At 71.6% G+C, this 21,353-nt stretch carries 18 protein-coding genes; 7 read left to right on the forward strand and 11 right to left on the reverse strand.

What is annotated here, in order from left to right; genetic code table 11:
• Positions 1–9: 9 nt before the first annotated feature.
• Positions 10–675: a pyridoxamine 5'-phosphate oxidase family protein gene (locus ACZ6ZP_RS08050; RefSeq protein WP_399974312.1), complete on the forward strand. Its 666-nt coding sequence runs from the start codon at positions 10–12 to the stop codon at positions 673–675.
• 90 nt (positions 676–765) lie between these two features.
• Here the strand turns inward: ACZ6ZP_RS08050 and ACZ6ZP_RS08055 are convergent, their stop codons facing one another.
• The 5 genes from ACZ6ZP_RS08055 to ACZ6ZP_RS08075 form a co-directional block, all read right to left on the reverse strand.
• Positions 766–2,028 (reverse strand): hypothetical protein, encoded by a 1,263-nt coding sequence (locus ACZ6ZP_RS08055; RefSeq protein ID WP_469406017.1) that lies wholly within the window; start codon positions 2,026–2,028, stop codon positions 766–768.
• On the reverse strand, positions 2,016–3,233 hold the full coding sequence (locus ACZ6ZP_RS08060) for a hypothetical protein (protein WP_469406018.1): 1,218 nt from the start codon (positions 3,231–3,233) through the stop codon (positions 2,016–2,018). The genes ACZ6ZP_RS08055 and ACZ6ZP_RS08060 overlap by 13 nt, the downstream gene beginning before the upstream one ends.
• 101 nt (positions 3,234–3,334) lie before the next feature.
• A complete protein-coding gene (locus tag ACZ6ZP_RS08065) occupies positions 3,335–4,195 on the reverse strand; it encodes an ANTAR domain-containing protein (protein WP_469406020.1) in 861 nt (286 codons plus the stop codon).
• Between the two features lie 24 nt (positions 4,196–4,219).
• Positions 4,220–6,262, reverse strand: a complete 2,043-nt coding sequence (locus tag ACZ6ZP_RS08070; RefSeq protein ID WP_469406022.1) for a CheR family methyltransferase — start codon at positions 6,260–6,262, stop codon at positions 4,220–4,222.
• Positions 6,262–6,861 carry a chemotaxis protein CheB gene (locus ACZ6ZP_RS08075; protein ID WP_469406023.1) on the reverse strand — a complete coding sequence of 200 codons (600 nt, stop codon included), beginning with the start codon at positions 6,859–6,861 and terminating at the stop codon, positions 6,262–6,264. The genes ACZ6ZP_RS08070 and ACZ6ZP_RS08075 overlap by 1 nt, the downstream gene beginning before the upstream one ends.
• 138 nt (positions 6,862–6,999) lie before the next feature.
• On the opposite strand from ACZ6ZP_RS08075, the gene ACZ6ZP_RS08080 reads away from it, so the two are divergent.
• Together ACZ6ZP_RS08080 and ACZ6ZP_RS08085 are read left to right on the forward strand one after the other, a co-directional pair.
• A complete protein-coding gene (locus ACZ6ZP_RS08080) occupies positions 7,000–9,543 on the forward strand; it encodes a polysaccharide lyase family 8 super-sandwich domain-containing protein (protein WP_469406024.1) in 2,544 nt (847 codons plus the stop codon).
• Between the two features lie 57 nt (positions 9,544–9,600).
• Positions 9,601–10,146, forward strand: coding sequence for an RDD family protein (locus ACZ6ZP_RS08085; protein WP_469406026.1), 546 nt, complete (start codon positions 9,601–9,603; stop codon positions 10,144–10,146).
• Between the two features lie 33 nt (positions 10,147–10,179).
• Here ACZ6ZP_RS08085 and ACZ6ZP_RS08090 read toward each other — a convergent pair whose 3' ends face one another.
• Both ACZ6ZP_RS08090 and ACZ6ZP_RS08095 read right to left on the reverse strand, forming a co-directional pair.
• Entirely contained in the window at positions 10,180–10,383 is a 204-nt protein-coding gene (locus ACZ6ZP_RS08090; protein ID WP_351158630.1) for a ferredoxin, read from the reverse strand.
• A 9-nt stretch (positions 10,384–10,392) separates the two neighbouring features.
• Positions 10,393–11,595: a cytochrome P450 gene (locus ACZ6ZP_RS08095; RefSeq protein WP_351158632.1), complete on the reverse strand. Its 1,203-nt coding sequence runs from the start codon at positions 11,593–11,595 to the stop codon at positions 10,393–10,395.
• Positions 11,596–11,846: 251 nt separating this feature from the next.
• On the opposite strand from ACZ6ZP_RS08095, the gene ACZ6ZP_RS08100 reads away from it, so the two are divergent.
• On the forward strand, positions 11,847–12,689 hold the full coding sequence (locus ACZ6ZP_RS08100; RefSeq protein WP_383817333.1) for a dienelactone hydrolase family protein: 843 nt from the start codon (positions 11,847–11,849) through the stop codon (positions 12,687–12,689).
• On the opposite strand, the gene ACZ6ZP_RS08105 is transcribed toward ACZ6ZP_RS08100, so the two are convergent.
• The gene (locus ACZ6ZP_RS08105) at positions 12,659–13,684 is read right to left on the reverse strand and encodes an AraC family transcriptional regulator (protein WP_361474027.1); all 1,026 of its coding nucleotides are present in this window, start codon (positions 13,682–13,684) and stop codon (positions 12,659–12,661) included. The two genes, ACZ6ZP_RS08100 and ACZ6ZP_RS08105, sit on opposite strands and share 31 nt — an antisense overlap.
• Before the next feature lie 69 nt (positions 13,685–13,753).
• Here ACZ6ZP_RS08105 and ACZ6ZP_RS08110 point away from each other — a divergent pair, with 69 nt between their 5' ends.
• The 3 genes from ACZ6ZP_RS08110 (at position 13,754) to ACZ6ZP_RS08120 (ending at position 18,256) form a co-directional block, all read left to right on the forward strand.
• Complete coding sequence (locus ACZ6ZP_RS08110) at positions 13,754–15,376, forward strand: flavin-containing monooxygenase (protein WP_469406028.1); 1,623 nt, start codon at positions 13,754–13,756, stop codon at positions 15,374–15,376.
• 217 nt (positions 15,377–15,593) lie between these two features.
• Positions 15,594–16,718 carry a ribosome small subunit-dependent GTPase A gene (gene rsgA, locus ACZ6ZP_RS08115; protein ID WP_366464032.1) on the forward strand — a complete coding sequence of 375 codons (1,125 nt, stop codon included), beginning with the start codon at positions 15,594–15,596 and terminating at the stop codon, positions 16,716–16,718.
• A 185-nt stretch (positions 16,719–16,903) separates the two neighbouring features.
• Entirely contained in the window at positions 16,904–18,256 is a 1,353-nt protein-coding gene (locus tag ACZ6ZP_RS08120; protein ID WP_383817914.1) for a DNA-3-methyladenine glycosylase 2 family protein, read from the forward strand.
• 192 nt (positions 18,257–18,448) lie between these two features.
• Here ACZ6ZP_RS08120 and ACZ6ZP_RS08125 read toward each other — a convergent pair whose 3' ends face one another.
• The 3 genes from ACZ6ZP_RS08125 to ACZ6ZP_RS08135 all read right to left on the reverse strand — a co-directional run bounded on the left by ACZ6ZP_RS08125 (position 18,449) and on the right by ACZ6ZP_RS08135 (position 21,225).
• Complete coding sequence (locus ACZ6ZP_RS08125) at positions 18,449–18,817, reverse strand: PPOX class F420-dependent oxidoreductase (protein WP_351158643.1); 369 nt, start codon at positions 18,815–18,817, stop codon at positions 18,449–18,451.
• 9 nt (positions 18,818–18,826) lie between these two features.
• Positions 18,827–19,837 (reverse strand): glycosyl hydrolase family 95 catalytic domain-containing protein, encoded by a 1,011-nt coding sequence (locus ACZ6ZP_RS08130; RefSeq protein ID WP_469406030.1) that lies wholly within the window; start codon positions 19,835–19,837, stop codon positions 18,827–18,829.
• 926 nt (positions 19,838–20,763) lie between these two features.
• Positions 20,764–21,225 carry a hypothetical protein gene (locus ACZ6ZP_RS08135; protein ID WP_384311902.1) on the reverse strand — a complete coding sequence of 154 codons (462 nt, stop codon included), beginning with the start codon at positions 21,223–21,225 and terminating at the stop codon, positions 20,764–20,766.
• Between the last annotated feature and the right edge of the window lie 128 nt (positions 21,226–21,353).

Here is a 21,353-nt window from a genome sequence, read left to right on the forward strand (position 1 = left end):
TCCCGGCCCCTGTCCGGCACGCTCCCGCAGACCGACCGCACCCGCCACGGCCGCCTGCGCGAGCAGGGCAGCCTGGACCGCGCCGACCTCGAAGCGATCCTCGACGCGGGGTTCCTCTGCCACCTGGGTGTCGTCGTCGACGGGCACCCCATGGTGGTGCCGACCGTCTACGGCCGCGACGACACCCAGCTCTATCTGCACGGCTCGGTCGCGAGCCGCAGCCTGGCCGCCGACCCCGGCGCGACGGTCTGCGTCACCGTCACCCACGTGGACGGCCTGATCCTGGCCCGCTCGGTCTTCGAGCACGGCGTCAACTACCGCAGCGCGATGATCTACGGCGTCCCGCGCAAGGTCACCGACCCGGACGAGAAGCTGACCGGCCTGCGCCTGCTCACCGAACACGCGGCCCCCGGCCAGTGGGACTACGCCCGCGGCCCCAGCCGCAAGGAGCTCGCCGCGACCACGCTGCTCGCCCTCTCCCTGGAGGAGGCGTCGGTCAAGACGAGCGTGGGCCCGCCGGACGACGGCGAGGGACCGGACGCCGGGCTCGGCGTCTGGGCCGGGAACCTTCCCCTGACGGCCAGTTGGGGCACCCCGGTCGCCGACCCGCTGCTCCCGCCGGGCATCGCGGTCCCGCCGCACATCGCCGGGCGCGGCGGGACACGGCACGGCTGACTCGGGTCCCGGCACGGCTGACTCGGGTCAGGACACGGCCGACTCAGGTCAGGGCACGGCCGACTCAGGTCAGGGCACGGCCGAGTCGGGTCAGGGCCGCACGGGGGCGGGCTTCCCGCAGCCGTGCGCCTTCGCCGAGCCTTCCGCGAACGCCTTGAGGGCGGCGCGCTGGTAGGCACGGTCGGCGGACGTGGGTTCGGCCTTCCCGTCCTGCTCGTACGAGGGCGAGTCGGACCCCGGCGGCTCGACGGTGAACAGGGCCCGCTCGCCGCCCTTCTCGCACGCCGCGCTCACCCAGTAGCCGCCATCGGGGAAGCGTCCCGAGGGCGACGCGCCGGGGACGCGGCCCGGCGCCAGGTAGCTGAAGCGGTCCTGGAAGCGGTACCGCTCGTCCTGCGCGTACGGGCCGTAGGAGGCGCTCAGCCGATACCGCCCGCCCACGTCGTCGCTCGACCCGGCCACCGGAAGGCCGTCCCCCGTCACGCTCCCGGGCCCCAGCACGCACACCTCGACCGGCGTCCCGCGCCGCGCGCCCTCCCACGCCAGTGCCGTCCCGGAGCCGCGCCCCGGAACGCCCCGGCAGGACGCGGCGGCCTCGGTGAGCGGCACGGACTCGTCCGTGTCCACCGGCAGCGGCACCGTGCGCGGGGCCTTGCCCAGGTCGGCGTCGCAGCCCCAGTGGCCGGATGCGTTGGCCGCCGTCGCGGTGGCGATCCGGGCGAAGGCGGTGCGCTGCCGGGGGTCGTCCAGGGACACGTCCTCGTCCTTGGTGTCGACGGTGACCAGAAGTCCGCCGCGGCCACGGGCGCAGTCGAGGAGGACCGCGGTGGTGGCCGACGCGTCGCCGCCCGACTCCCCGGTGGTGAACAGGCCGTTCCAGCCGGCGCCGACCGCGACCGGCGGCAGGGTGGGGTAGACGTCCGGGTACACCCCGCTGTACTGGCCGGCGAAGGCCTCGTCGCGCCGCTGCCGCGCGTCCAGGCCGTCGTCGTCCTTCGCCACCCGCTCCGGCACCGCGCGCACGCTCACCGAGACCGAGCCTTCGCGCGCGGAGCTGTCCTCGTCGTCGTCGCGGGCGATCGTGCACTCCACGCGCAGCGAGGCGTCGCTCAGCTCGCCGTCCGCCCGGTCGCGCGTCTCGTCCTTGAAGGGCCCCTCGCCCAGTACGTCACGCACTTCGGTGGCCGGGAGCACCCCCGCGCAGGCCCCGCCCACCAGGCGCTGCGCCACCCACCGGTCGTAGCCACCGCCGAACCAGAAGTACCCGCCCGCCACCAGCGCCAGGGCGAGCACCGCCCCACCAGCCGTGGTGAGCTTCCGTCGGGCCCCGGACCGCAAGGTCAGCCCCGCCACTGCTCCACCTCTCCCATGATCTCGGTGTCCGCGCAGTGCGAGCGCCGCGGCCAGCCGTCGTCCGCCGCCAGATAGCGGTCGAGCACGGCCCGCGCGTCCGCGGAGACGCGCCGCTGGTCCTTCTTGTCCAGCACGACCTTGTCCTGGTTCTGGAAGTCGAGCGCGGGCGTCACGGTGACCCGGTGGAACGTCGGACCGCCGTCGCACACCGACCGCGCCCAGAGCGCGAGCAGCGGATCGTCGCCCGACCGCTCGACGGTCAGCCCGCCTGCGGAATCCGGCTTGTGCGGGTCGAGTTCGGACCCGGGGACGTCGCCGCTGCCGGTGAACCTCTCGTACGCGCCCGGCGCGAGGACACCGGACCAGCTCTGCGCGCTCGCCGCCTTGGTCGTCGGCTCGGCCGACCAGCGGTCTTCGTCGTCCGACCGCCCGCCGCACGACCCGGCGCGCCTGCTGTACGTCGTGTCGTTCTCGCGGAACTTCCATGTGCCCGGCGCGAACTTCAGCGCCTTGGGGGAGAGCCAGGCGCAGAGCGCGTCGGAGCCCTTCGGTTCCTCGGTGTCAGCCAACGGTCGTCCACCGCACCCCTGTTCACGGCTGACCCAGTCGGCGACCCGGACCGCCGTGCTCGACGCCAGGAGCCGGTCGGCCTTCGGGACGGCGTACTCGCTGTCGGCGTGCGAGGGCAGCTCCACCGAGACGAGCAGATCCTTCGACGGCCGGACCCGCCCGCTCAGGCCCTTGGGACATTCGGTGAGCAGGGTGGCCGACACCTGGCTGCCGTCCAGCCGCTCCTCGACGGATATGCCACCCAAGGCACCGCTGGGCAGCGGCAGTTCGAAGCCGCCGCCCGGCGCGTCGGTCTTGCCGAGCACCGCCTGGGCCCGCACCCCCGCCTGCGCGTCCGGCTCCCCGCGGCCGCCGCCCCACGTCAGCGTGCAGTCGAGCAGCGCCCGGCTCTGCTGCCGCGGTGCGAGCAGCGTGCCGTACTCGTCCAGTACGCCCGCCGAGTCGTCCGGCACGAAGTCGCTCAGCTCACCGGGGAGCAGGCCCTCGCAGGCGCGGGCCAGCTGGTCGTGGTTGGCGGCGCGGAGGTCGTCGCGCTCCTGGGAGCGCGACACGGCGATCCCGGTACCGGCGACCATGAGCAGCAGCGCGGCCCCGCCTGCCAGCAGCAGCCACGTACGCCTTTGGACGTCACGCATCCCGGGCACGCGCTCCCCTTCCCCGTAGAGCCGACAGCAAGATCACACATCACGATCGATGAGTGACGCTATCAATCGCGATCGGGGCGGTGGGGCGAGGGCTAGTGGAGCTTCAGTTCCCCGGAGATCACGCGCCGGGACACCGATTCGAGGGGCACCCCCAGGGCGAACGCCCGCGCCTTGATGAGCGCCAGGGCGTCACCGACCGAACTGCCCGACTGCTCGGACAGCACACCGGCGGCCTGGTGGACCACGGCCCGCAGGTCCGCGCCGCCGTAGAGGCAGGGATCGGAGTCGGGGCCGATCAGGATGCCGTCCGCCAGTGCGTCGGCGACCTCGCGGAACTTCCCCGCTCTGGCGAGCGCCGAGGGGGGATCGAAGACGGTGAGCGCGCCTATGCAGTCCGACAACACCTTCAGCGGCAGCGCCGCGACGGACGTGAACCCGAGGGCGGCGAGCCCGGAGCCGTAACCGGGCCAGCGCCTTTCGAGCGCCGGGCCCGACGCGTACACCGCACGGCGGCTGCGGACCGCGTCGCGACCGGGGCCCGCGGTCAGGACGTACTCCAGATCCTGGGCGCCGCGCGACGACCGGTCCGAGGCGGCGACCGCGAGCTGGCTCAGGTCCGCTCCGACGAGGGTGAGGGCGGCGCTGAGTGTCCCGCAGGCTTCCGCGACCCCCGCCATGAAGAGAGGGCGCAGACCGCCCCTCCCCTCCGCCTCCGCAAGCCGCCGCGCGTATGCCCGCTGGAGGCGGGCCGTGGTCTCGTGCCGCTCGGCGACCGCGCGGTGCCGCGTCGCCATCGCCGCGTGGAGGTCGCGCCCGCTCTCCACGAACAGCCGGTCGTGCCGCTCGGCGTTCGCCGTTTCCTGCACGGCGCGTTCAGCGGCCCGATCCGCTCTCTGCCAGGCGGCCTCTGCCTGACCGCCCGGCAGCCCGGAACTGCCTTGCCTGGAGCTCATGTTCACAGAATACGACGTACCGGTTCAGTTGCCGCCTTCGTTCGAGAGGTCTTCCATCAGGAGGACGACACCGCCGTTGTGGCCGTCGAACGGGGAACAGATGACCGAACAGTCGATGTGGCGTCCGATGCGGTTCACCGCCGGGATGACCACGGGACCGGACCGCTTGCCCGACGCGACGCACTCCTGGATGACATCACGCAGTTGGCCGGTGGGCAGCCCGAAGTCCAGGGCGAAGAACTGCTCGCCGAGGACCTCGTCCGGGCGCAGCCCCCACAGATCGACCGCGCCGCGGTTCCAGCTCCTGGCCCGCAGGTCGGCGGAGAGGACCACCACCCCCGCCGCGATGCTGCTCACCACACCCTCCAGGAAGGCCCTGGCCTCGTCCAGGTCCGTGGTGCGCAGCCGCATCTCGTCGTTCATCGTCTCCAGCTCTTCATTGCCCGACTGGAGTTCTTCGTTGGTGGTCTCCAGTTCCTCGTTCGTCGACTGGAGTTCTTCGTTGGTCGTCTCCAGTTCCTCGATGCTCGACTGGAGTTCTTCGTTGGTGGTCTCCAGTTCCTCGTTCGTCGACTGGAGTTCTTCGTAGGCCGTCTCCAGGTCCTCGCGGACCCGCTTGATCTCGGACCTGAGCTTGGTGGCCTGCGTGACGTCCGTGAAGGTGACGTTGATCGCGACCGGCAGGCCGGGGCCGCCCATGATCGGCTGGATGTCGATGTCGAAGTACTGCAGCTCGTTGCCCAGGCGGCGCTCGGCCCCGTGTACCTGGAGCGTCCGGCGCTCGTGCGTGGCCTGGTCGATCAGGGAGCGCAGCTCGGTGGGCCGGTAGGAGAGCTCCAGGTCCTGGAACGGGCGGCCCATGTCGTTGGAGGTCAGGCCGAACTGGGCGCGGGCCCCGTTGTTGATCAGCATGACGGTGCCGTCGCCGTCCAGGGCGACGCTCGCACCCGGCGACGCGTCCAGGATCAGGTCGAGCAACTGCCGTGTGCGGCTGGCTTGTTGCTGCTCCTCCGCGACGCTGGTCCGCTCCTTGGCGGGGTGCGAAGGATAGGGCGGTGAGCTGATTCCCGGGCGGCGCCGGAAGACGCGCTGGCGGATGCTGACCGCCTCGAACCGCTCCCCGTCGTTCAGCAGCATCTCGGCCTTGCCGAGGAAGAGATAGCCGCCCTGGCGCAGGGCGAAGTGGTAGCGGTCCAGGATCTTGGTCTGCGCCTCGACGTTGAAGTACATCAGCGTGTTGCGGCAGACGAGAAGGTCCAGGCGCGAGATCGGGGCGTCGCGGGTGATGTCGTGGCGCCCGAAGATGACCCGGCGCCGCAGATCGGTCCGGAAGACGCACTGCGTGCCGTACCGCTCGAAGTACTTGTCGCGCAGCTCCTTGGAGAGCGGCGCGAGGGTCTTCGCGGGGTAGTGGCCGAGGCGCGCGTCGCGCAGCGCCTCCTCGTCGACGTCCGTGGCGTAGATCTTGACGCGGCGCACGCACTCCTCGATGCCGATCTGCTCCGCGAAGAGGATGGCCAGCGAGTACGCCTCCTCGCCGCTGGAGCAGCCCGCGCTCCACACCCGGATCTCGTCGTCGGGCCCGGCCTCCGCGATCAGCGCGGGCAGCACGTCGCGCTTGAGGAGCCCCCAGGCCTCCGGGTCGCGGAAGACCGACGTGACGTTGATCAGGATCGTGTTGAACAGCGCACGGAACTCGTCCGTGTCGGTCTCCAGGAGATCGCGGTAGTCGCTGTAGTCCGGCAGACCGACGTCGCCCATCCGCTTGCGGATGCGGCGGCCCAGCGTGGACCGCTTGTACCCGGTGAAGTCGAAGCCGCGCGCGTCCCGGATGAACCGCAGGAGATCCTCCAGACCCTGGTCGACGAGCCCGTCGGCCTGCGCCCCGCGCGGCGGCCGACCCGTCTCCTGGCCGCTCTCCTGCGCCCGCTCCGTCTGACGCTCCTGTTCCGCCTCACTCACCCGCTCGGCCTCACGCACCTGGTCGGACTCGCTCGCCTGCTCCGGCCGTTCCTGCGCCCCCTGTTCGGCGCCCTGCTCTGTCCCGGCGCCGGGCGACTCGCTCATCACTGCCTCTTGTCCTCGACCAGTCCGCGGATGGCCGCGGCGATTTCCTCGATACGGAGTACGAAGTCCACGGAGCCGGTGTCGATCGCCGCCTTCGGCATCCCCGTGAACTGCGCGGTCCGCGGGTCCTCGGCGATCACGGTGCCGCCGCGCGACTTGATCGCCTCCACGCCCATCGAGCCGTCCACGCCGGTACCGGTGATCACACAGACGATGGCCCCCGAGCCGTACGCCCCGGCCACCGACTCGAAGAGCAGGTCCGCCGATGGGCGCACGAAGTGCACGAGTTCGCTGTTCGACAGCGTGAGCACGCCGTCCGGGCCCACCAGGAGGTGCCGGTCGGGCGGTGCCAGATACACGGTCCCCGGATTAACGGGCTCCTGGTCCTCCGCCAGCTTCACATAGAGCTCGGTGCGCCGGGAGAGAACCTCCGCGAGGAGGGTGCGGTGGCGCGGATCAAGGTGCTGGACCACGAGCACCGGCACCGGCAGATCGGGCCCGAGCCCGCCCAGAAGCTCGCCCAGGCCCTGAATGCCTCCGGCGGACGACGCGACAGCCACGATGGCGTACGGCCCTGATGCGTGCTGTTCCGACCTCACACCGTCGAGCCTATCGGCTGCCGGTCCGATCGGTGCCGTGCCGCCGAGCGGCGGAGCACACCCTTGTCGCCGACCGGGGCATCTGCTTGACTCCGCCCGCCAGAACGCCAGAGCACCTACTCACCGGCGGAGGTCGCCATGGACATCACCCGCAGACGCCTGCTGTCCGCCCTGTCGGCCGCCGGACTCCTGGCGGTGGTCCCCGCGCTGCCCGTGTCCGCCGCACAGGCCGCGGCGGACAGCGCGCGCCTCCTGGCCAACACCGTGGGGATCTTCGCGGGGACCGCCGAGTCCAACGCGCGCCCCGAGACGGCCGCCAAGCTCGCCGTCGTGGACAGGACCGCGCGGACGAACCTGAAGTCGATGGACGACGCGGGCGAGGGCGAGCTCTTCGCCGGCCTGGCGCTCGGCACGGACGACGCCAACCTCAACACGGCCTTCAGGCGGCTGTACGAGATCGCCCTCGCCACCCGCACCCCGGGCACCCCCTCCGACCTCTACGGCAACACCGCCGTGCAGCGCCGGGTGATCGACGCCCTCGTCTGGCTGCACGAACGTTTCTACGGCGACCAGTCCAAGGGCTACTACGGCAACTGGTTCAACTGGGAGATCGGCATCTCCCAGCACGTCAGCAAGGCTCTGGCCCTCCTCGTCGACGAGGTGCGGACCTATCGGCCCGACCTCATCGCCACGTACGTCGCCTCGATGGACGCCTATCTGCGCAACGGCACCGACGGGGACGTGAACCTCGACTCGCGCTTCCACACCGGCGCCAACCTCGCCGACATCACCACCAACCGCATCCTGCAGGGCGCGCTCCTGGGCGCGGGCGGCGAGGCCCGCATCCGCAAGGCCCTCACCGACCAGCTGACGGTCTTCGTCACCATCGACCCCTACCACCTCGACCACGGGGTGACGGACGGCCATTACGCGGACGGCTCCTTCATCCAGCACGCCTCCGTCGCCTATACGGGCTCGTACGGAAAGGGCCTGCTCACGCGGGTCGTGCAGACCCTCAAGATCCTCGACGGCACGGGCTTCGCGCACGGCGAGGAGCTGGTGCCGACCGTCCACAAGTGGGTGCGCGACGGCTTCGCGCCGCTTATCTTCGAGGGCTGGATGATGGAGATCGTCAAGGGGCGCGCGGTGTCGCGGCCGGACGGCGGCTACGTGGACGTCGCGGTCGTCGTCGAGGCCGTCGTCGACCTCTCCTCCCTGTCCACCGGCGCCGACGCCACCGCCCTGAAGAGCTATGTGAAGCACATCCGGGCGACCTCGCGCGCCGCCCTCAACCCGACCAGCTTCGTCTCACCGATCAGCATCGTGCGCTACACGGACATCATCGGCGACGCCTCAATCCCGCCCGCCGACCTCAACCCCGTCTCGCGCAGCGTCGCCTTCAACGCCATGGACAAGAACGTCCACCGCAGAGCGGGCTACGCCTTCGCGCTGGCGCGCAGCTCCGACCGGATCAGCAAGTACGAGTACATGAGCGGCGAGAACCTCATGCCGTGGTTCCAGGGCGACGGCGCGTACTACCTCTACCTCTCCGGCCAGGACCAGACCCAGGCGTACGGAGTCGACTACTTCACCACGGTCTCGCCGTACGGCCTCGCGGGGGTCACCGCGCCCGTCGAGCGGCGCGGGACGGTCCCCGAGCTCTACGGCAAGCCGTACTACGACAACCCCGGACACCCCCTGAACTTCACTTCCTCCTCCGAGTCGCAGAACAAGTACGTCTACTTCCCGCGCGGCACCAACCGGCACTCGGGTGGCGCCGTCCTCGGGGCGTACGGCGCGGCCGGGGCCGTGCAGTCCAGTGATGCCGCCTTCCGCGACCGGGAGTTGCTGCCGGACGACTTCGTGGTCCACCGCAACGCCACGGCGACCAAGTCGTGGTTCCTGCTCGACGAGGAGATCGTGGTGCTCGCGGCGGGCGTGGGCGACGCGGCGGGGCGGGCCGTGACGACGACGGTCGACGCGCGGACCGCGGCCCCCGGCGACCAGGTCTCCGTGACGGGGGAGCGGCGCGACGGCCGCCCGTGGAGCGGCGCGGGCGCGGCCGACCTCCGGTGGCTGCGCTACGCCAACGCCACGCAGCGCACCTCCGTCGGCTACGTCTTCCTGGACACCCCGAAGGTGCGGGTCGCCCTGGACACGGTGACCCGCAGCCGCCGCGTCGTCCGCACCGCGAACCCCGACACCGCGGTGACGCGCACGGTCCTCGGCGTGAGCGTGGACCGCGAGGCCGGGGCGAGGCCGGTCTCCCTGGCCTACGCGCTGGTGCCGAACGCGGGCGAGGCGGGGCTGCGGTCCTACCGGGGCGGGCAGCCGCTGAAGGTCCTCGCGAACACGGTGCGCCTGCAGGCCGTCAGCCACGCGGGCCTGGGCCTGACCGCCGCGAACAGCTTCACGGCGGGCCGCCATGAGGCCGCCGGGGTCCGGATCGAGGGGCCCGCGTCGGTGCTCGTGCGGCGCGAGCGGCGCGGCCCGACCACCGTGGCGGTGTCCGATCCGACGATGGACCGCGACAGGATCACGGTGCTGCTCCGCGGCCCCTTGCTGCGGGAGGTCACGGCCGACGAGGGGGTGCGCGTGAGCCGGGCCCGCGGCGGGACCCGGATCGACGTCGACACCCACCACGCCTACGGACGGAGCTTCACGGTGACGTTGCGCGGCTAGTTCCCGCGCACTTGGGGCGTTTGGGGTGTTGTCGCCGGAGTGGGGCATGATGCCGACATGAGTGATCTACGGGGGACGTACCAGCGGCACGGCCGGCAACTGGCGCCGTACGGAGGACAGATCCCGTACGGCGGGCAGTTGCTCTCCCGGCGGCTGCCGGGCCTGGCCGGGGACGCGCGCCGCTTTCTCGCGGTGATCGTCGACCTGGTCGTCGCGCTGTACGGCGCGGTGGGCATCGCCGGCCTTGCCCCGGAGACCAGCCCCTGGTGGACGCTCTACGCCCTCGTTCCGGTGGTGTCCTTCACCAACCAGTGCGTCCTGACGCTGCTGTTCCGGGGCAGCGTCGGCAAGCTGCTCCTCGGCGTACGGGTGATGCGCGCCGCCGACGCGGGCCGCCCCGGACCGGTCCGTCTCCTGCGCCGCTGGCTCGCCGGACTGTGCTGGCTGCCGCTCCAGCCCTGGTACTGGCTCCGGGAGAACTTCGGCGGCAGCACCCGGAACTCGGTGCGCGAGAGCTGGACGGGCGAGCTCTACGACACGGACATCGCAGGTGTGCGTTCCGTGCGCCGCAAGGACCTCGCCGTCTGGCAGCGTGACCACTGAGCCCGCCCGGCCCGTTCAGGACGCTCAGGACTTTCAGGGCTCTGAGGACTCCTCGACGGTGACGGCCCGCACCGGGCAGGACCGCACCGCCTCGCGCACCCGGGGATCGCCGCCGCCGTCCTCGCGGCCGGGGAGCACCTCGCTGAAGCCGTCGTCGTCCTGGGTGAAGACGCTCGGCGCGTTGAGCGCGCACATCCCGGCGCCCACGCACCGCTCCTTTTCCACATGGACCCGCACGTTCATCTCCTACCAGATGACGGGGAGTTCGAGCATCCCCTGGATCGTGTCGCCCGGTTTGAACGGGATCTCCCGCGCGGGCACCGCGAGGCGCAGGTCCGGCATCCGCTGGAAGAGCGTCCGCAGGGCGATCTCGATCTCGGCGCGGGCGAGGTTCTGCCCGAGGCACTGGTGGATGCCGAACCCGAAGGCCAGGTGGTGGCGGTTGGCGCGGTGGAAGTCCAGCTCCTCCGGCGCCTCGTAGGCCGTGCCGTCGCGGTTGATGAGGGAGGTGGAGAAGATGACGCCGTCGTCCGCGCGAATGGTGCTTCCCGCGACGTCGATGTCCTCCTTCGCCACCCGCAGCATGCCGTCCGCGATGGACAGGAAGCGCAGCAGCTCCTCGACCGCCGCGGGCATCAGCGTCTGCTCGGCGCGCAGTTCGGCGAGCTGCTCCGGGTGCTGGAGGAGTGTGAACGTCCCCAGGGAGATCATGTTCGCCGTGGTCTCGTGCCCCGCCACCAGCAGGATCGTCGCCAGGCTGACCAGTTCCTCGCGGTCGAGCGCACCCTCGGAGAGCTGGCGGTGGATGAGCTCGTCCAGGAGCCCGTCGCCCGGCTGCCTCCGCTTGCCGTCGATCAACGCGTGGAAATACGCGTCCAGTTCGTCCCGGGCGCGCTCGGTGTCCTCGGCGCGCGGACCGCGCAGCAGCCGGCGCGACTGCTCCTCGAAGAACTCGTGGTCGGCGTAGGGGACGCCGAGGAGGGCGCAGATCACCATGGAGGGCACCGGCAGCGCGAACGCGTTCACCAGCTCGGCCGGTGAACCCTGTGCGGCCATGGCGTCGATGAGCCGGTCGACCGTCTCCTGGATGCGGGGGCGCAGGGCGGCGATCCGCTTGACGGAGAAGCTGGGGATCAGCATGCGGCGCTGCGTGTTGTGCACGGGGTCGTCGACGCCGAGCAGGGCGACTCGGCGGTTGCTCACCTTCGCGAAGCGCTCGGTCGGCGCGGGGAACGCCTCGTTCTCGCGGTCGGTGGACAGGCGTGGGTCGATGAGCAGGTCACGGGCCGTTCCCTGTCCGGTGACCACCCAGACGGAACGGCCGTCGAACAGCCGGACCCGGGAGAGCGGCCGGGCTTCGCGGAGTGGTTCGTACGAGGTGGGCGGGTGGTAGGGACACGTGCGGTCCTGCGGGAAGGCGACTGGTTCGGACGCGACTGATTCCGTCATGGACGTACCTCACAAGCGGAGAGGCTCCTTTTACCTCTCTCATTGGATGCCTGGGGCATCTACTTGGTCCACGACAAGACAAGCCAGATAGCGGCCCGTTCGGCGGACGATTCTGGCCGGAATCACACCCTCCGCTCAACCTTCCCGCGTCCATGGCCGCAGGCCGGGGCGACCGGCGGGCGAAGCCGCGCCGTACGGTGATCCCGTACGACAACATCCTGTGCCGGACGCCGAGTTGGAGGCTGTGATCCGTGGCTGACCACGACCTGACGGGATTCACCCGGAGCCGGTTCACGCACGAGGGCACCACCCGCAAGATCCTGCGGCGCGGTGAAGGCCCCGCCGTCGTCGTGATGGCGGAGATCCCTGGCATCACCCCCAAGGTCCTCGCCTTCGCCGAGAAGGTCGCCGCCATCGGCTGCACGGCGGTGCTCCCCGTCCTGTTCGGCACGCCGGGCCGGGACGCCCACCCCACGGCCCACGGTTCGCTGCGGTCGGGGCTCTACACGGCGTCGTCCGTCCTGAAGGTGTGCGTGAGCCGGGAATTCAACCTGCTGGCCACCGGCCGCAGTTCGCGCGTGGTGACCTGGCTGCGCGCCCTGGCCGCGCACGAGCACGAGCGCTGCGGCGGCCCGGGTGTCGGGGCCGTCGGCATGTGCCTCACCGGCGGCTTCGCCCTGGCGATGGCCACCGACGACCGGCTCCTCGCGCCGGTCCTCTCCCAGCCCTCGCTGCCGCTGGCCGTCACCGGCCGCCGTGCGTGCGCCATCGACATCTCCGACGAGGAACTAGCCGTGGTGAAGGGCCGTTGCGAGCGGGACGGGCTGCGGGTCCTCGGGGCGCGGTTCCGGGGCGACCGGCTGGTTCCCGGCGACCGGTTCGCCTTCCTGCGCCGCGAGCTCGGCGATGCGTTCACCGCCGTCGAGCTCGACGACGGCGACGCCAACCCCGAGGGCGTCCTGCCGCCGCACTCCGTCCTGACCGAGCACCTCGTCGACGCGCCGGGGCAGCCGACGCGGGCCGCGCTCGACGAGGTCCTCGACCTCTTCCGTACGCGACTGCTTCAGGAGGCCGACGGCTCGGCGGCTCCGTAGCCGCGCGCCCGCACCGCTCGCGGCGTCACGCCCCACCAGCGCCGGCAGCAGCGGTTCAGGGCCGACTGCTCGGAGAGGCCGAGGAGCAGGGCGACCTGGCCCAGCGGCAGGTCGGTCTCCACGAGATAGCGGCGGGCGGCGCCGCGGCGTTCCTCGTCCAGCACCGCGGCGAAGGTAGTGCCCGCGGCGCGCAGCCGGCGCTGCAGGGTCCGCGGATGGACGTTCAGCAGGCGCGCGACGGTGTCGATCTCCGGCGGTGAGGTGCCCAGCGAGCGCTCGACGACGGCGCGGACGCCGCTGACGACGTCCGTCCGCTCCTTGGGCAGTTGCTCGTCCAGGTGCGCGAGCGCGAGGCGGCGCAGATGGGCGTTGCCGCCGTCGAGCGGCCGGTCGGCCAGGCTGAGCGGGACCCGCAGCAGGGCCGCGGGGCGGTTTGTCTTCACGGGTACGCCGAAGAAGTCCTCGTACACCGACAGCGGGGCGAGCAGCGGATGCGGCAGTTCGACGGAGCCGAGGCCGTACGGGCCGACCAGGTAGACGATGGCCCGGTGCATGAAGCCCAGGGAGAGGTCGATGCCCTGGGGCGGCGCCTCGACGCCCTCACGCACGCCGTAGCGCAGCGCGGCGACCCCCGGCGTGCCGTACGGATCGGGCTCCAGGCTGAGGCTCAGCGAGCGCGCGTGGACGAACAGATAGCGCGTGGTGCACTCCAGGGCGTCCCCGAGCGTGGCGGAGTTCTGGATGGCGAGGGCCAGGGCGCCGAGCATGCCCAGGTCCTGCCGGGCCGCTATGCGCAGGCCCAGATCAGGACAGCCGAGATCCTCGGCGGCCAGTTCGAGTACGGCGGCCATCGCCTCCTCGGGCACCAGGAGGTCGTCACCGTCGAGCGCGGCGACGGGGCAGCCCGCCTGCCGGGCGTAGAACTCGGCGTCACCGCCGAGCTCCGCCACCGTGGCGCGGAAGCCGCGCAGCCCCGCCGATCTGATCACGGACATGTCGTCCAGGGTCAAAGATCTGTCGTCCCGGGTCAATTCCTGCCGGGTGTGCTTCCGGACACTGAAGGAATGACGCACTCCGTAGACTCAAGCACCGCCGGTACCGGCAGCACCGACGCCCCGGGCGAGCACGACGGCATCGAGCACATCGACGTGGTGATCGTGGGCGCCGGTCTCTCCGGCGTCGGCGCCGCCTACCGGCTGCAGACCGAGTGCCCCGAGCGTTCGTACGCGATCATCGAGGCGCGGCAGTCCATGGGCGGTACGTGGGACCTGTTCCGCTACCCCGGGGTGCGCTCGGACTCCGACATGTTCACCCTGGGCTACGCCTTCAAGCCCTGGCGCGAGTCGAAGGTGCTCGCCGACGGGGAGTCCATCCTGAGCTACATCAAGGAGACCGCCGCGGAGTTCGGCATCGACCGCCGGATCCGCTACGGGACCAAGGTCGTCGGCGCCGACTGGTCCACCGCGACGGCACGCTGGACGGTGACCCTGGAACGCACCGGGGAGGACGGCAGCCGCACCCTGACCACCGTCACCTGCGACTTCCTCTACTCCTGCGCGGGCTACTACGACTACGACCAGGGACACGCCCCCGAGTTCGCGGGCGTCGACTCCTTCGCCGGCACGGTCGTGCACCCGCAGTTCTGGCCCGAGGACCTGGACCACGCGGGCAAGCGCGTGGTCGTCATCGGCAGCGGCGCCACCGCCGTCACGCTGGTGCCCGCGATGGCGCGGAGCGCCGCGCACGTCACCATGTTGCAGCGCACCCCGACCTGGATCGGCTCGCTGCCCTCGCGGGACATCCTGGCCGACGGCATCCGCGCCGTACTGCCCGCGAACGCGGCCCACCGGGTCGTACGGACGAAGAACATCCTCTTCGCCATCGGCCTCTACCAGTTCTGCCGCCGCAGCCCGAAGGTCGCGCGGCGGGTGCTCACCGGCCTCAACAAGCGCATCGTCAAGGACGACCAACTGGTCGCCGACCACCTCACGCCGTCGTACGACCCGTGGGACCAGCGGCTGTGCGCGGTGCCCGACGCCGATCTGTTCCAGGTCCTGAAGACGGGCGAGGCCGAGATAGTCACCGACCACATCGACCGCTTCGTCCCCGAGGGCATCCGGCTGAAGTCCGGCCGCGTCCTGGAGGCCGACGTGGTCGTGACCGCCACCGGACTCCAACTGCTCGCCTTCGGCGGCATCGCGCCGCACGTCGACGGCGAACCCGTGGAGCTGAACCGGCAGTTCGTGTGGCGCGGCGCGATGATGACGGGCGTCCCGAACTTCGCCGTCTGCATCGGCTACACCAACGCGTCCTGGACCCTGCGCGCCGACCTCACGTCGCGCCTCGTGTGCAAGGTGCTCAACCACATGCGCGATAACGACTACGCGGCGGTGGAGCCGAGGCCCACCAGCACCCTCAACGAACGCCCGCTGCTCGACCTGGCCTCCGGATACGTCCAGCGCTCCATCGACGCCTTCCCCCGGCAGGGCGACCGCGGCCCCTGGAAGGTCCGGCAGAACTACGTGCTCGACGCGGCGTCGACGATGCGCACCAACCTGCGCAAGACGCTCGCGCCCACACCGCTCTCCGCCGTGCGCGGGGCCCGTACGGCGGTCTCCGAGCAGCCCGCGGTGGGCGCGGCAGCAGCTGCCGGGCCCGGCCCCGAAAAGAGCTGGCGCTCCGCCTGAGCCCGGAGCTAGGGTTCCTTCTGTTCGCCCGGCGGCCTCTCTGGCTGCCGGTGCCGGTTGAGTGTGTACCAGGAGGTGTGACCGATGGCTGTCGTTGAGATGGGCGCTGCCCGCATCGAGAAGTCCGTTCATTCCACCTCCGTGGTCACCGGCTGACCTTCCTCTTTTCCGCGCCAGTGTGCGCGTGCGCCGGGGCCACCCCTGTGAAGGGTCCCCCTTGTCTTCCTCTGCATCCCAGCAGCCTTCTTCCTCTTCTTCTCCGACTTCGCACCCTCTCGCGCCCTACGGCTGGGACGAGAACTGGGAAGCCGACTTCACCCCGTACGCGGCGCAGGGCCTGCTGCCCGGCCGTGTCCTGCGGGTCGACCGCGGTCAGTGCGACGTGGTCACCCCCGACGGCACCGTGCGGGCCGACACCGAGTTCGTCGTGCCCCGCGACCCGATGAAGGTCGTGTGCACGGGCGACTGGGTCGCGCTCGACCCCGAGGGCGGCGACCCGCGGTACGTCCGTACGCTGCTGCCGCGCCGCACCGCCTTCGTGCGCTCCACTTCGTCCAAGCGGTCCGAGGGGCAGATCCTCGCGGCCAACGTCGACCACGCGATCATCGCGGTCTCGCTCGCCGTCGAGCTCGACCTCGGCCGGATCGAACGGTTCCTGGCCCTGGCCTGGGAGTCCGGGGCCCAGCCCCTGGTCGTCCTCACCAAGGCCGACCTGGTCCCGGACGCCACGGGCCTGTCCTACCTGGTCGAGGACGTGGAGACGTCGGCACCCGGCGTGCAGGTGCTCCCGGTCAGCGCCACGACGGGAGAAGGAGTCGACATCCTCTGTGCCGTCGTCTCCGGCGGCACGTCCGTCCTGCTCGGCCAGTCCGGAGCGGGCAAGTCGACCCTGGCCAACGCCCTGGTCGGCGAGGACGTCATGCACGTCAACGCCGCCCGTGACGTGGACGGCAAGGGCCGCCACACCACGACGACCCGCAACCTCCTGGTGCTCCCCGCAGGTGGCGTCCTCATCGATACGCCGGGCCTGCGAGGTGTCGGCCTCTTCGACGCGGGGTCGGGCGTCGGCCAGGTCTTCTCCGAGATCGAGGAGCTCGCGGCCGACTGCCGCTTCCACGACTGCGCCCACACCGCCGAGCCCGGCTGCGCGGTCCTCGCGGCCGTGGAGGACGGCACGCTCCCGGACCGCCGCCTCGACAGCTACCGCAAGCTGATCCGCGAGAACCAGCGCATCGTCGCCAAGACGGACGCGAAGCTCCGGGCGGACATGCGCCGCATGTGGAAACTGCGGGGCGCGGAGGGCAAGGCGGCCATGGAGGCGAAGCGGGGCCGGATCCGCTAGGGGCGGCGGCGCGGGGCGGGTGCGGTGCGAGCACCCGCCCCGCCGCCGGCCTCCGGCGGCGGAGAGCCTGCGCCGCGGCGGGCGATCGCGCCGCGGCCCGCCTGGAGGCGTGGCCCGTTCCGTCCAGCGTGGCGTCCGAATTCCGCCAGCCGAAGCGTCGGCGGCGTCGCACACTGGGAGACGTGATCGATGAAGAGACCAGGTACGAGGCGGTTCGCAGCCGCGACGCGCGCTTCGACGGGGAGTTCTTCTTCGCCGTCGAGACCACCGGCATCTACTGCCGGCCCAGCTGCCCCGCCGTCACCCCGAAGCGCAAGAACGTCCGCTACTACACCACCGCGGCAGCCGCCCAGGGCTCCGGATTCCGGGCCTGCCGCCGCTGCCGCCCGGACGCCGTGCCGGGGTCCGCGGAGTGGAACGTACGCGCGGACGTCGTAGGCCGCGCCATGCGCATGATCGGTGACGGTGTCGTCGACCGCGAGGGCGTCTCCGGTCTCGCCGTGCGGCTCGGCTACAGCGCCCGGCAGGTGCAGCGCCAGCTCACCGCCGAGCTGGGCGCGGGGCCCGTCGCGCTCGCCCGGGCCCAACGCGCCCACACCGCACGGGTGTTGCTGCAGACCACGGATCTGCCGATCACGGAGATCGCGTTCGCCGCGGGGTTCGCCAGCGTGCGGCAGTTCAACGACACGATCCGGGTGGTGTACGCCCTGACGCCCACCGCGCTGCGGGCCGCTGCGCCGCGTGGCGGGGGCGCGGGGCGGGCGACCCCGGCGGCCGGGGTGCCGCTGCGGCTCGCCTACCGGGGGGCCTACCAGGCCGGTGCGGTCTTCGACCTGCTCTCCGATGAGGCCGTCGCAGGCGTCGAGCAGGTGAGCGGGGAGCGGGGCGGTCGGACGTACCGGCGTACGTTGCGGCTGCCGTACGGCACGGGGATCGTGGCCGTCGAGGAGAGCGACCACGGGCCGGGCGGCTGGCTGGACGCCAGGCTCCACCTGACCGATCTGCGGGACCTCACGACCGCCGTGCAGCGGCTGAGGCGGCTCTTCGACCTCGACGCGGACCCGTACGCGGTGGACGAGCGGCTCGGCGCGGACGCGCGGCTCGCTCCGCTGGTCGCGGCGCGCCCCGGCCTCCGCTCGCCGGGTGCGGCGGATCCGGAGGAGTTCGCGGTGCGGGCGCTGGTGGGGCGGGGGGAGGCCTCGGTGCTGGTGGAGCGGTACGGGAAGGCGCTGGACGCACCGTGCGGAGCCCTGACGCACGTCTTCCCGGAGCCGGGCGCACTGGCCGGGGAGCCGGGGCCGCTGGGGGAGTTGGCCACTGCCCTTGCCGATGGGCGGGTGCGGCTGGACGCGGGGGCGGATCGGGAGGATGCGGAGGCGGGCCTCTTGGCCTTGGAGGGGGTGGGTGCGGGGGTTGCGGCGGTTGTTCGGATGCGGGCTCTGGGGGATCCGGATGTGGGTTTGCCGGGGGTGGATGTGCGTGAGGGGTGGCGGCCTTGGCGGTCCTATGGGGTCCGGCACTTGCTGGCGGCAGGGTAGGGAATTCTCCCCAACCCCGCCTTGGCTGCCGTCATCACCGGCTTCGCCGAGTTCGTCCTCACACGCCGGACGGGCTGGAAATCCAGCCCGTCCGGCGTGTGAGGACATCTTGTCCGGGGTCTGGGGCGGAGCCCCAGGTAGGCCCGGGGCGCAGGCACGGTTTTCGGGAAGGGGCGGGGTCGGGGGGACTCCTCACTCCTCCAGCCCCCAGCTGTGGATCCGCCGAGGATGAATCCGAATCAGCTCCTCACTGAAGTGAGGGCCCAACTCGTGCGGTCCCGTGAGGAGTTCCGCATCGCCCCGGATGTCGACCCCCCGCACCTTCCACGGCCTCTCGCTCACCACGTCGTCCACCACCAGCGACACCTTCGGATTCCCCTGTAGGTTCCGCCACTTCTTGGTGGTCCCCAGCGCATAACCACCGATCAAGATCGTCCCGTCGTCCTGCGGGAAGAACCCGACAGGATTCGCCTGCGGCTGCCCCGTCGCGTCGACGCTGGCCATCCGGCCCAGACGCTGGGACTTGAGGTACGCCCGCTCGGCCTCGCTGAATTCGGTCATGGCGCGAGCCTAAGCCGCGGGCAGGCCCCACCGCGGCGCCGCCCCGTTCGGTTCGACCGGCGCGATCCGCAGATCCGGACGGTCGCCCCTGGCCGTGATCAGCGCCGACTCGCCCCGCCCGATGGCCACCTTGACGGCGCCCCCTCCCACGTCCTCGTACGACAGCCGGCGCCCCCGCCCGTCCCGCACCTCGATCGCCCCCGCGATCCCGTGCCGCACCACGCACGGTGCCCCCGCCTCGCTCACGAGCCGTACCCACCGGGTCGTCCCGCCCTTCCGCACCGCGCTGAGCAGGAACGCCCCCTGCGTACGGAAGTTGTGCACCGTGAGGTCCGCCCACGCCGCAGGCAGGGCGGGGGAGACGCGGATGACGTCGCCCCAGGACTGGCAGACCATGTCGTGCAGGGACTGCGCGGCGGAGAGCGGGGTCTCGATGACCGGGCCCGACTCCTTGTACATGGTGTTGGGCTGGATGAAGCGCGACATCAGCTGCCCGAGGTACTTCAGCGCGTCCTCGCCCTTGCCGAGCAGCGCCGACATGGACGCGGCGCCCGTGAACGTATAGCCCTGCAGGGCTCCCTCGAAGCCCACCCAGTGGGCCAAGGACCGTTCGATCAGGGCGCGTTCGTCCGCCGTGCGGCCCGTCACCTCGTACAGCGGGTACACCGCGAGCATGTGGGAGTAGTGGCGGTGCGACTTCGCGAAGGGGATGTCCGCGCCGATCATGTAGCCGTTCGCGTCGGCCGGGTACGCGGCCAGCCTGCTGCCCACCTCCCTCCAGCGCGGCGCCAGATCGTCTTCCACGCCCAGGATTTCAGAGGCCTCCAGCAGGGTGCGGCAGCCCCACCTCAGCAGCATCAAGTCGTAGTTGCAGTCGCGCGAATTGCCGCCGTACTCGGGCGAGTACGTCGCCGGGAGGTGCAACTTGCCGTCCGCGCCCGGCTCCAGGAAGTGCAGGTAGTAGTTGATCGCCTTGCGCAGGAGCGGGAAGAGCACGTCGCGCAGGATCGACTTGTCCATGGTGTGGCGGTAGCTCAGCCAGACGTTGTGCAGAGCCCACGTGAGGTTGCCCACCTCGGGAGTTGGGGGTCCCCCCTGCTCCTTGAGAGTTTGGGGGAGGGTCCTGGCCGGGGATGCCGACTCCGTACCCGCCGTCCGTGACCGATGCCCCGTTCACCAGGGACGGGTCCGTGGTGCGCGGGATGCCGAGCGAGTCGGCGCGGTAGGGGGCCGCCATCTCCTTGGTGAGGTTGGACCGGAACTCGCTCAACGCGCGCGTGACGGCGTCCAGTTCGAGGTGGTTGGAGCCGTGGATCAGCCAGTACTCCAGCTGCACGTTCAGGTTCCACCAGGTGTTGGGCCACGGCGTCGGCTCCAGCCAGGGACCGCAGGTCGCCATCACCGGCGCGTCGCGGCGGGCGGCGGCCGCCGTCTTGTAGAGCTGGATCCAGTAGAAGCGCTGCATCCGGGCATCGGGCAGCGACAGGAAGCTCTTGCGGTAGTACGCGTGCCACCAGGCCCGGTGCGACGCCGCGAGACCGTCGTACGAGAGGCCCGCCGCACTCCGCACCGCCCGCACCGCACGGTCGCGCGCCGTCGTCCCGGGGTGTGAGTGCGCCACGTTCACGTACAGCGTCCTGGCCGCGCCCCGCGTCCGCTCCCGCCACGCGGTGACGTGCTGGCCGCCCGCGAGCAGCGGCTGCACGGCGGCCGTGACACCGTCGTACTCCTTGACCTCGGCGGGCGGGTTGCCCCCGTACCCCTCCGGCAGCGGCTTGAACGCGGCGCGCGGGCTGATCGCATCCGCCGGGTGGAACACCCACCGGAAGCCGCGCTCGCCCGCGCTCGGGGTGACCTCGACGGCGAGGACGGAGCGCGTGGTGTGCACCTGCGCGCGGAGCTCCAGGGTGCCCTTGTCCGTGGTGAGGGTGCCGGTCAGCTCGGCGTCACGCAGCCGCAGGCGCCAGTCGATGCCGGTGATCGCGCCGACGGGTTCGAGCGTGAAGTGGCCGATCGGCAGGCGGGCGAGCCCGAAGAGGGAGCCGAACTCGGGATGGGGGTCCCCCCTGCTCCTTAAGAGCTTGGGGGAGGTCCTGCACCTCGGAGTGCTGGACGTTGAAGCGCAGTGCCGTCGTCGCGCCGTCCTGCTGTGCGCCGGGCTGCGTGCTCGGCCGCGTGCTCGGCTCGGCGTAGATCCCCGAGCCGAGGAAGCCGTTGCCGAGGTAAGGGCCCTCGTACCAAGTCTTCGGCAGCTTTTGCCAGACCAGATCGGCGTCGTCGAGCACGGTGCGCCAGGGGTCGCCGGGCGCGCTCACCTCCGTGGGCTCATGTGACGCGGCGGCGGCCTGGGCGGGCAGGCCGCCCGCCATCAGTGCGCCGCCGACCGCGGTTCCGGTGGTGGCGAGCACGGTTCTTCTGGACGGGCTTGGCATCGCTTCTCCCGGAGTCATCGGCTGAGTCATCGGAGCTTTACCTCGCTGAAAGCTAGAGAGGGTGCGGCATCCAGTCAATGAGTCGGGATAGATCCGATGGGAAG

The organism is Streptomyces sp. NPDC054047, assembly GCF_055585065.1.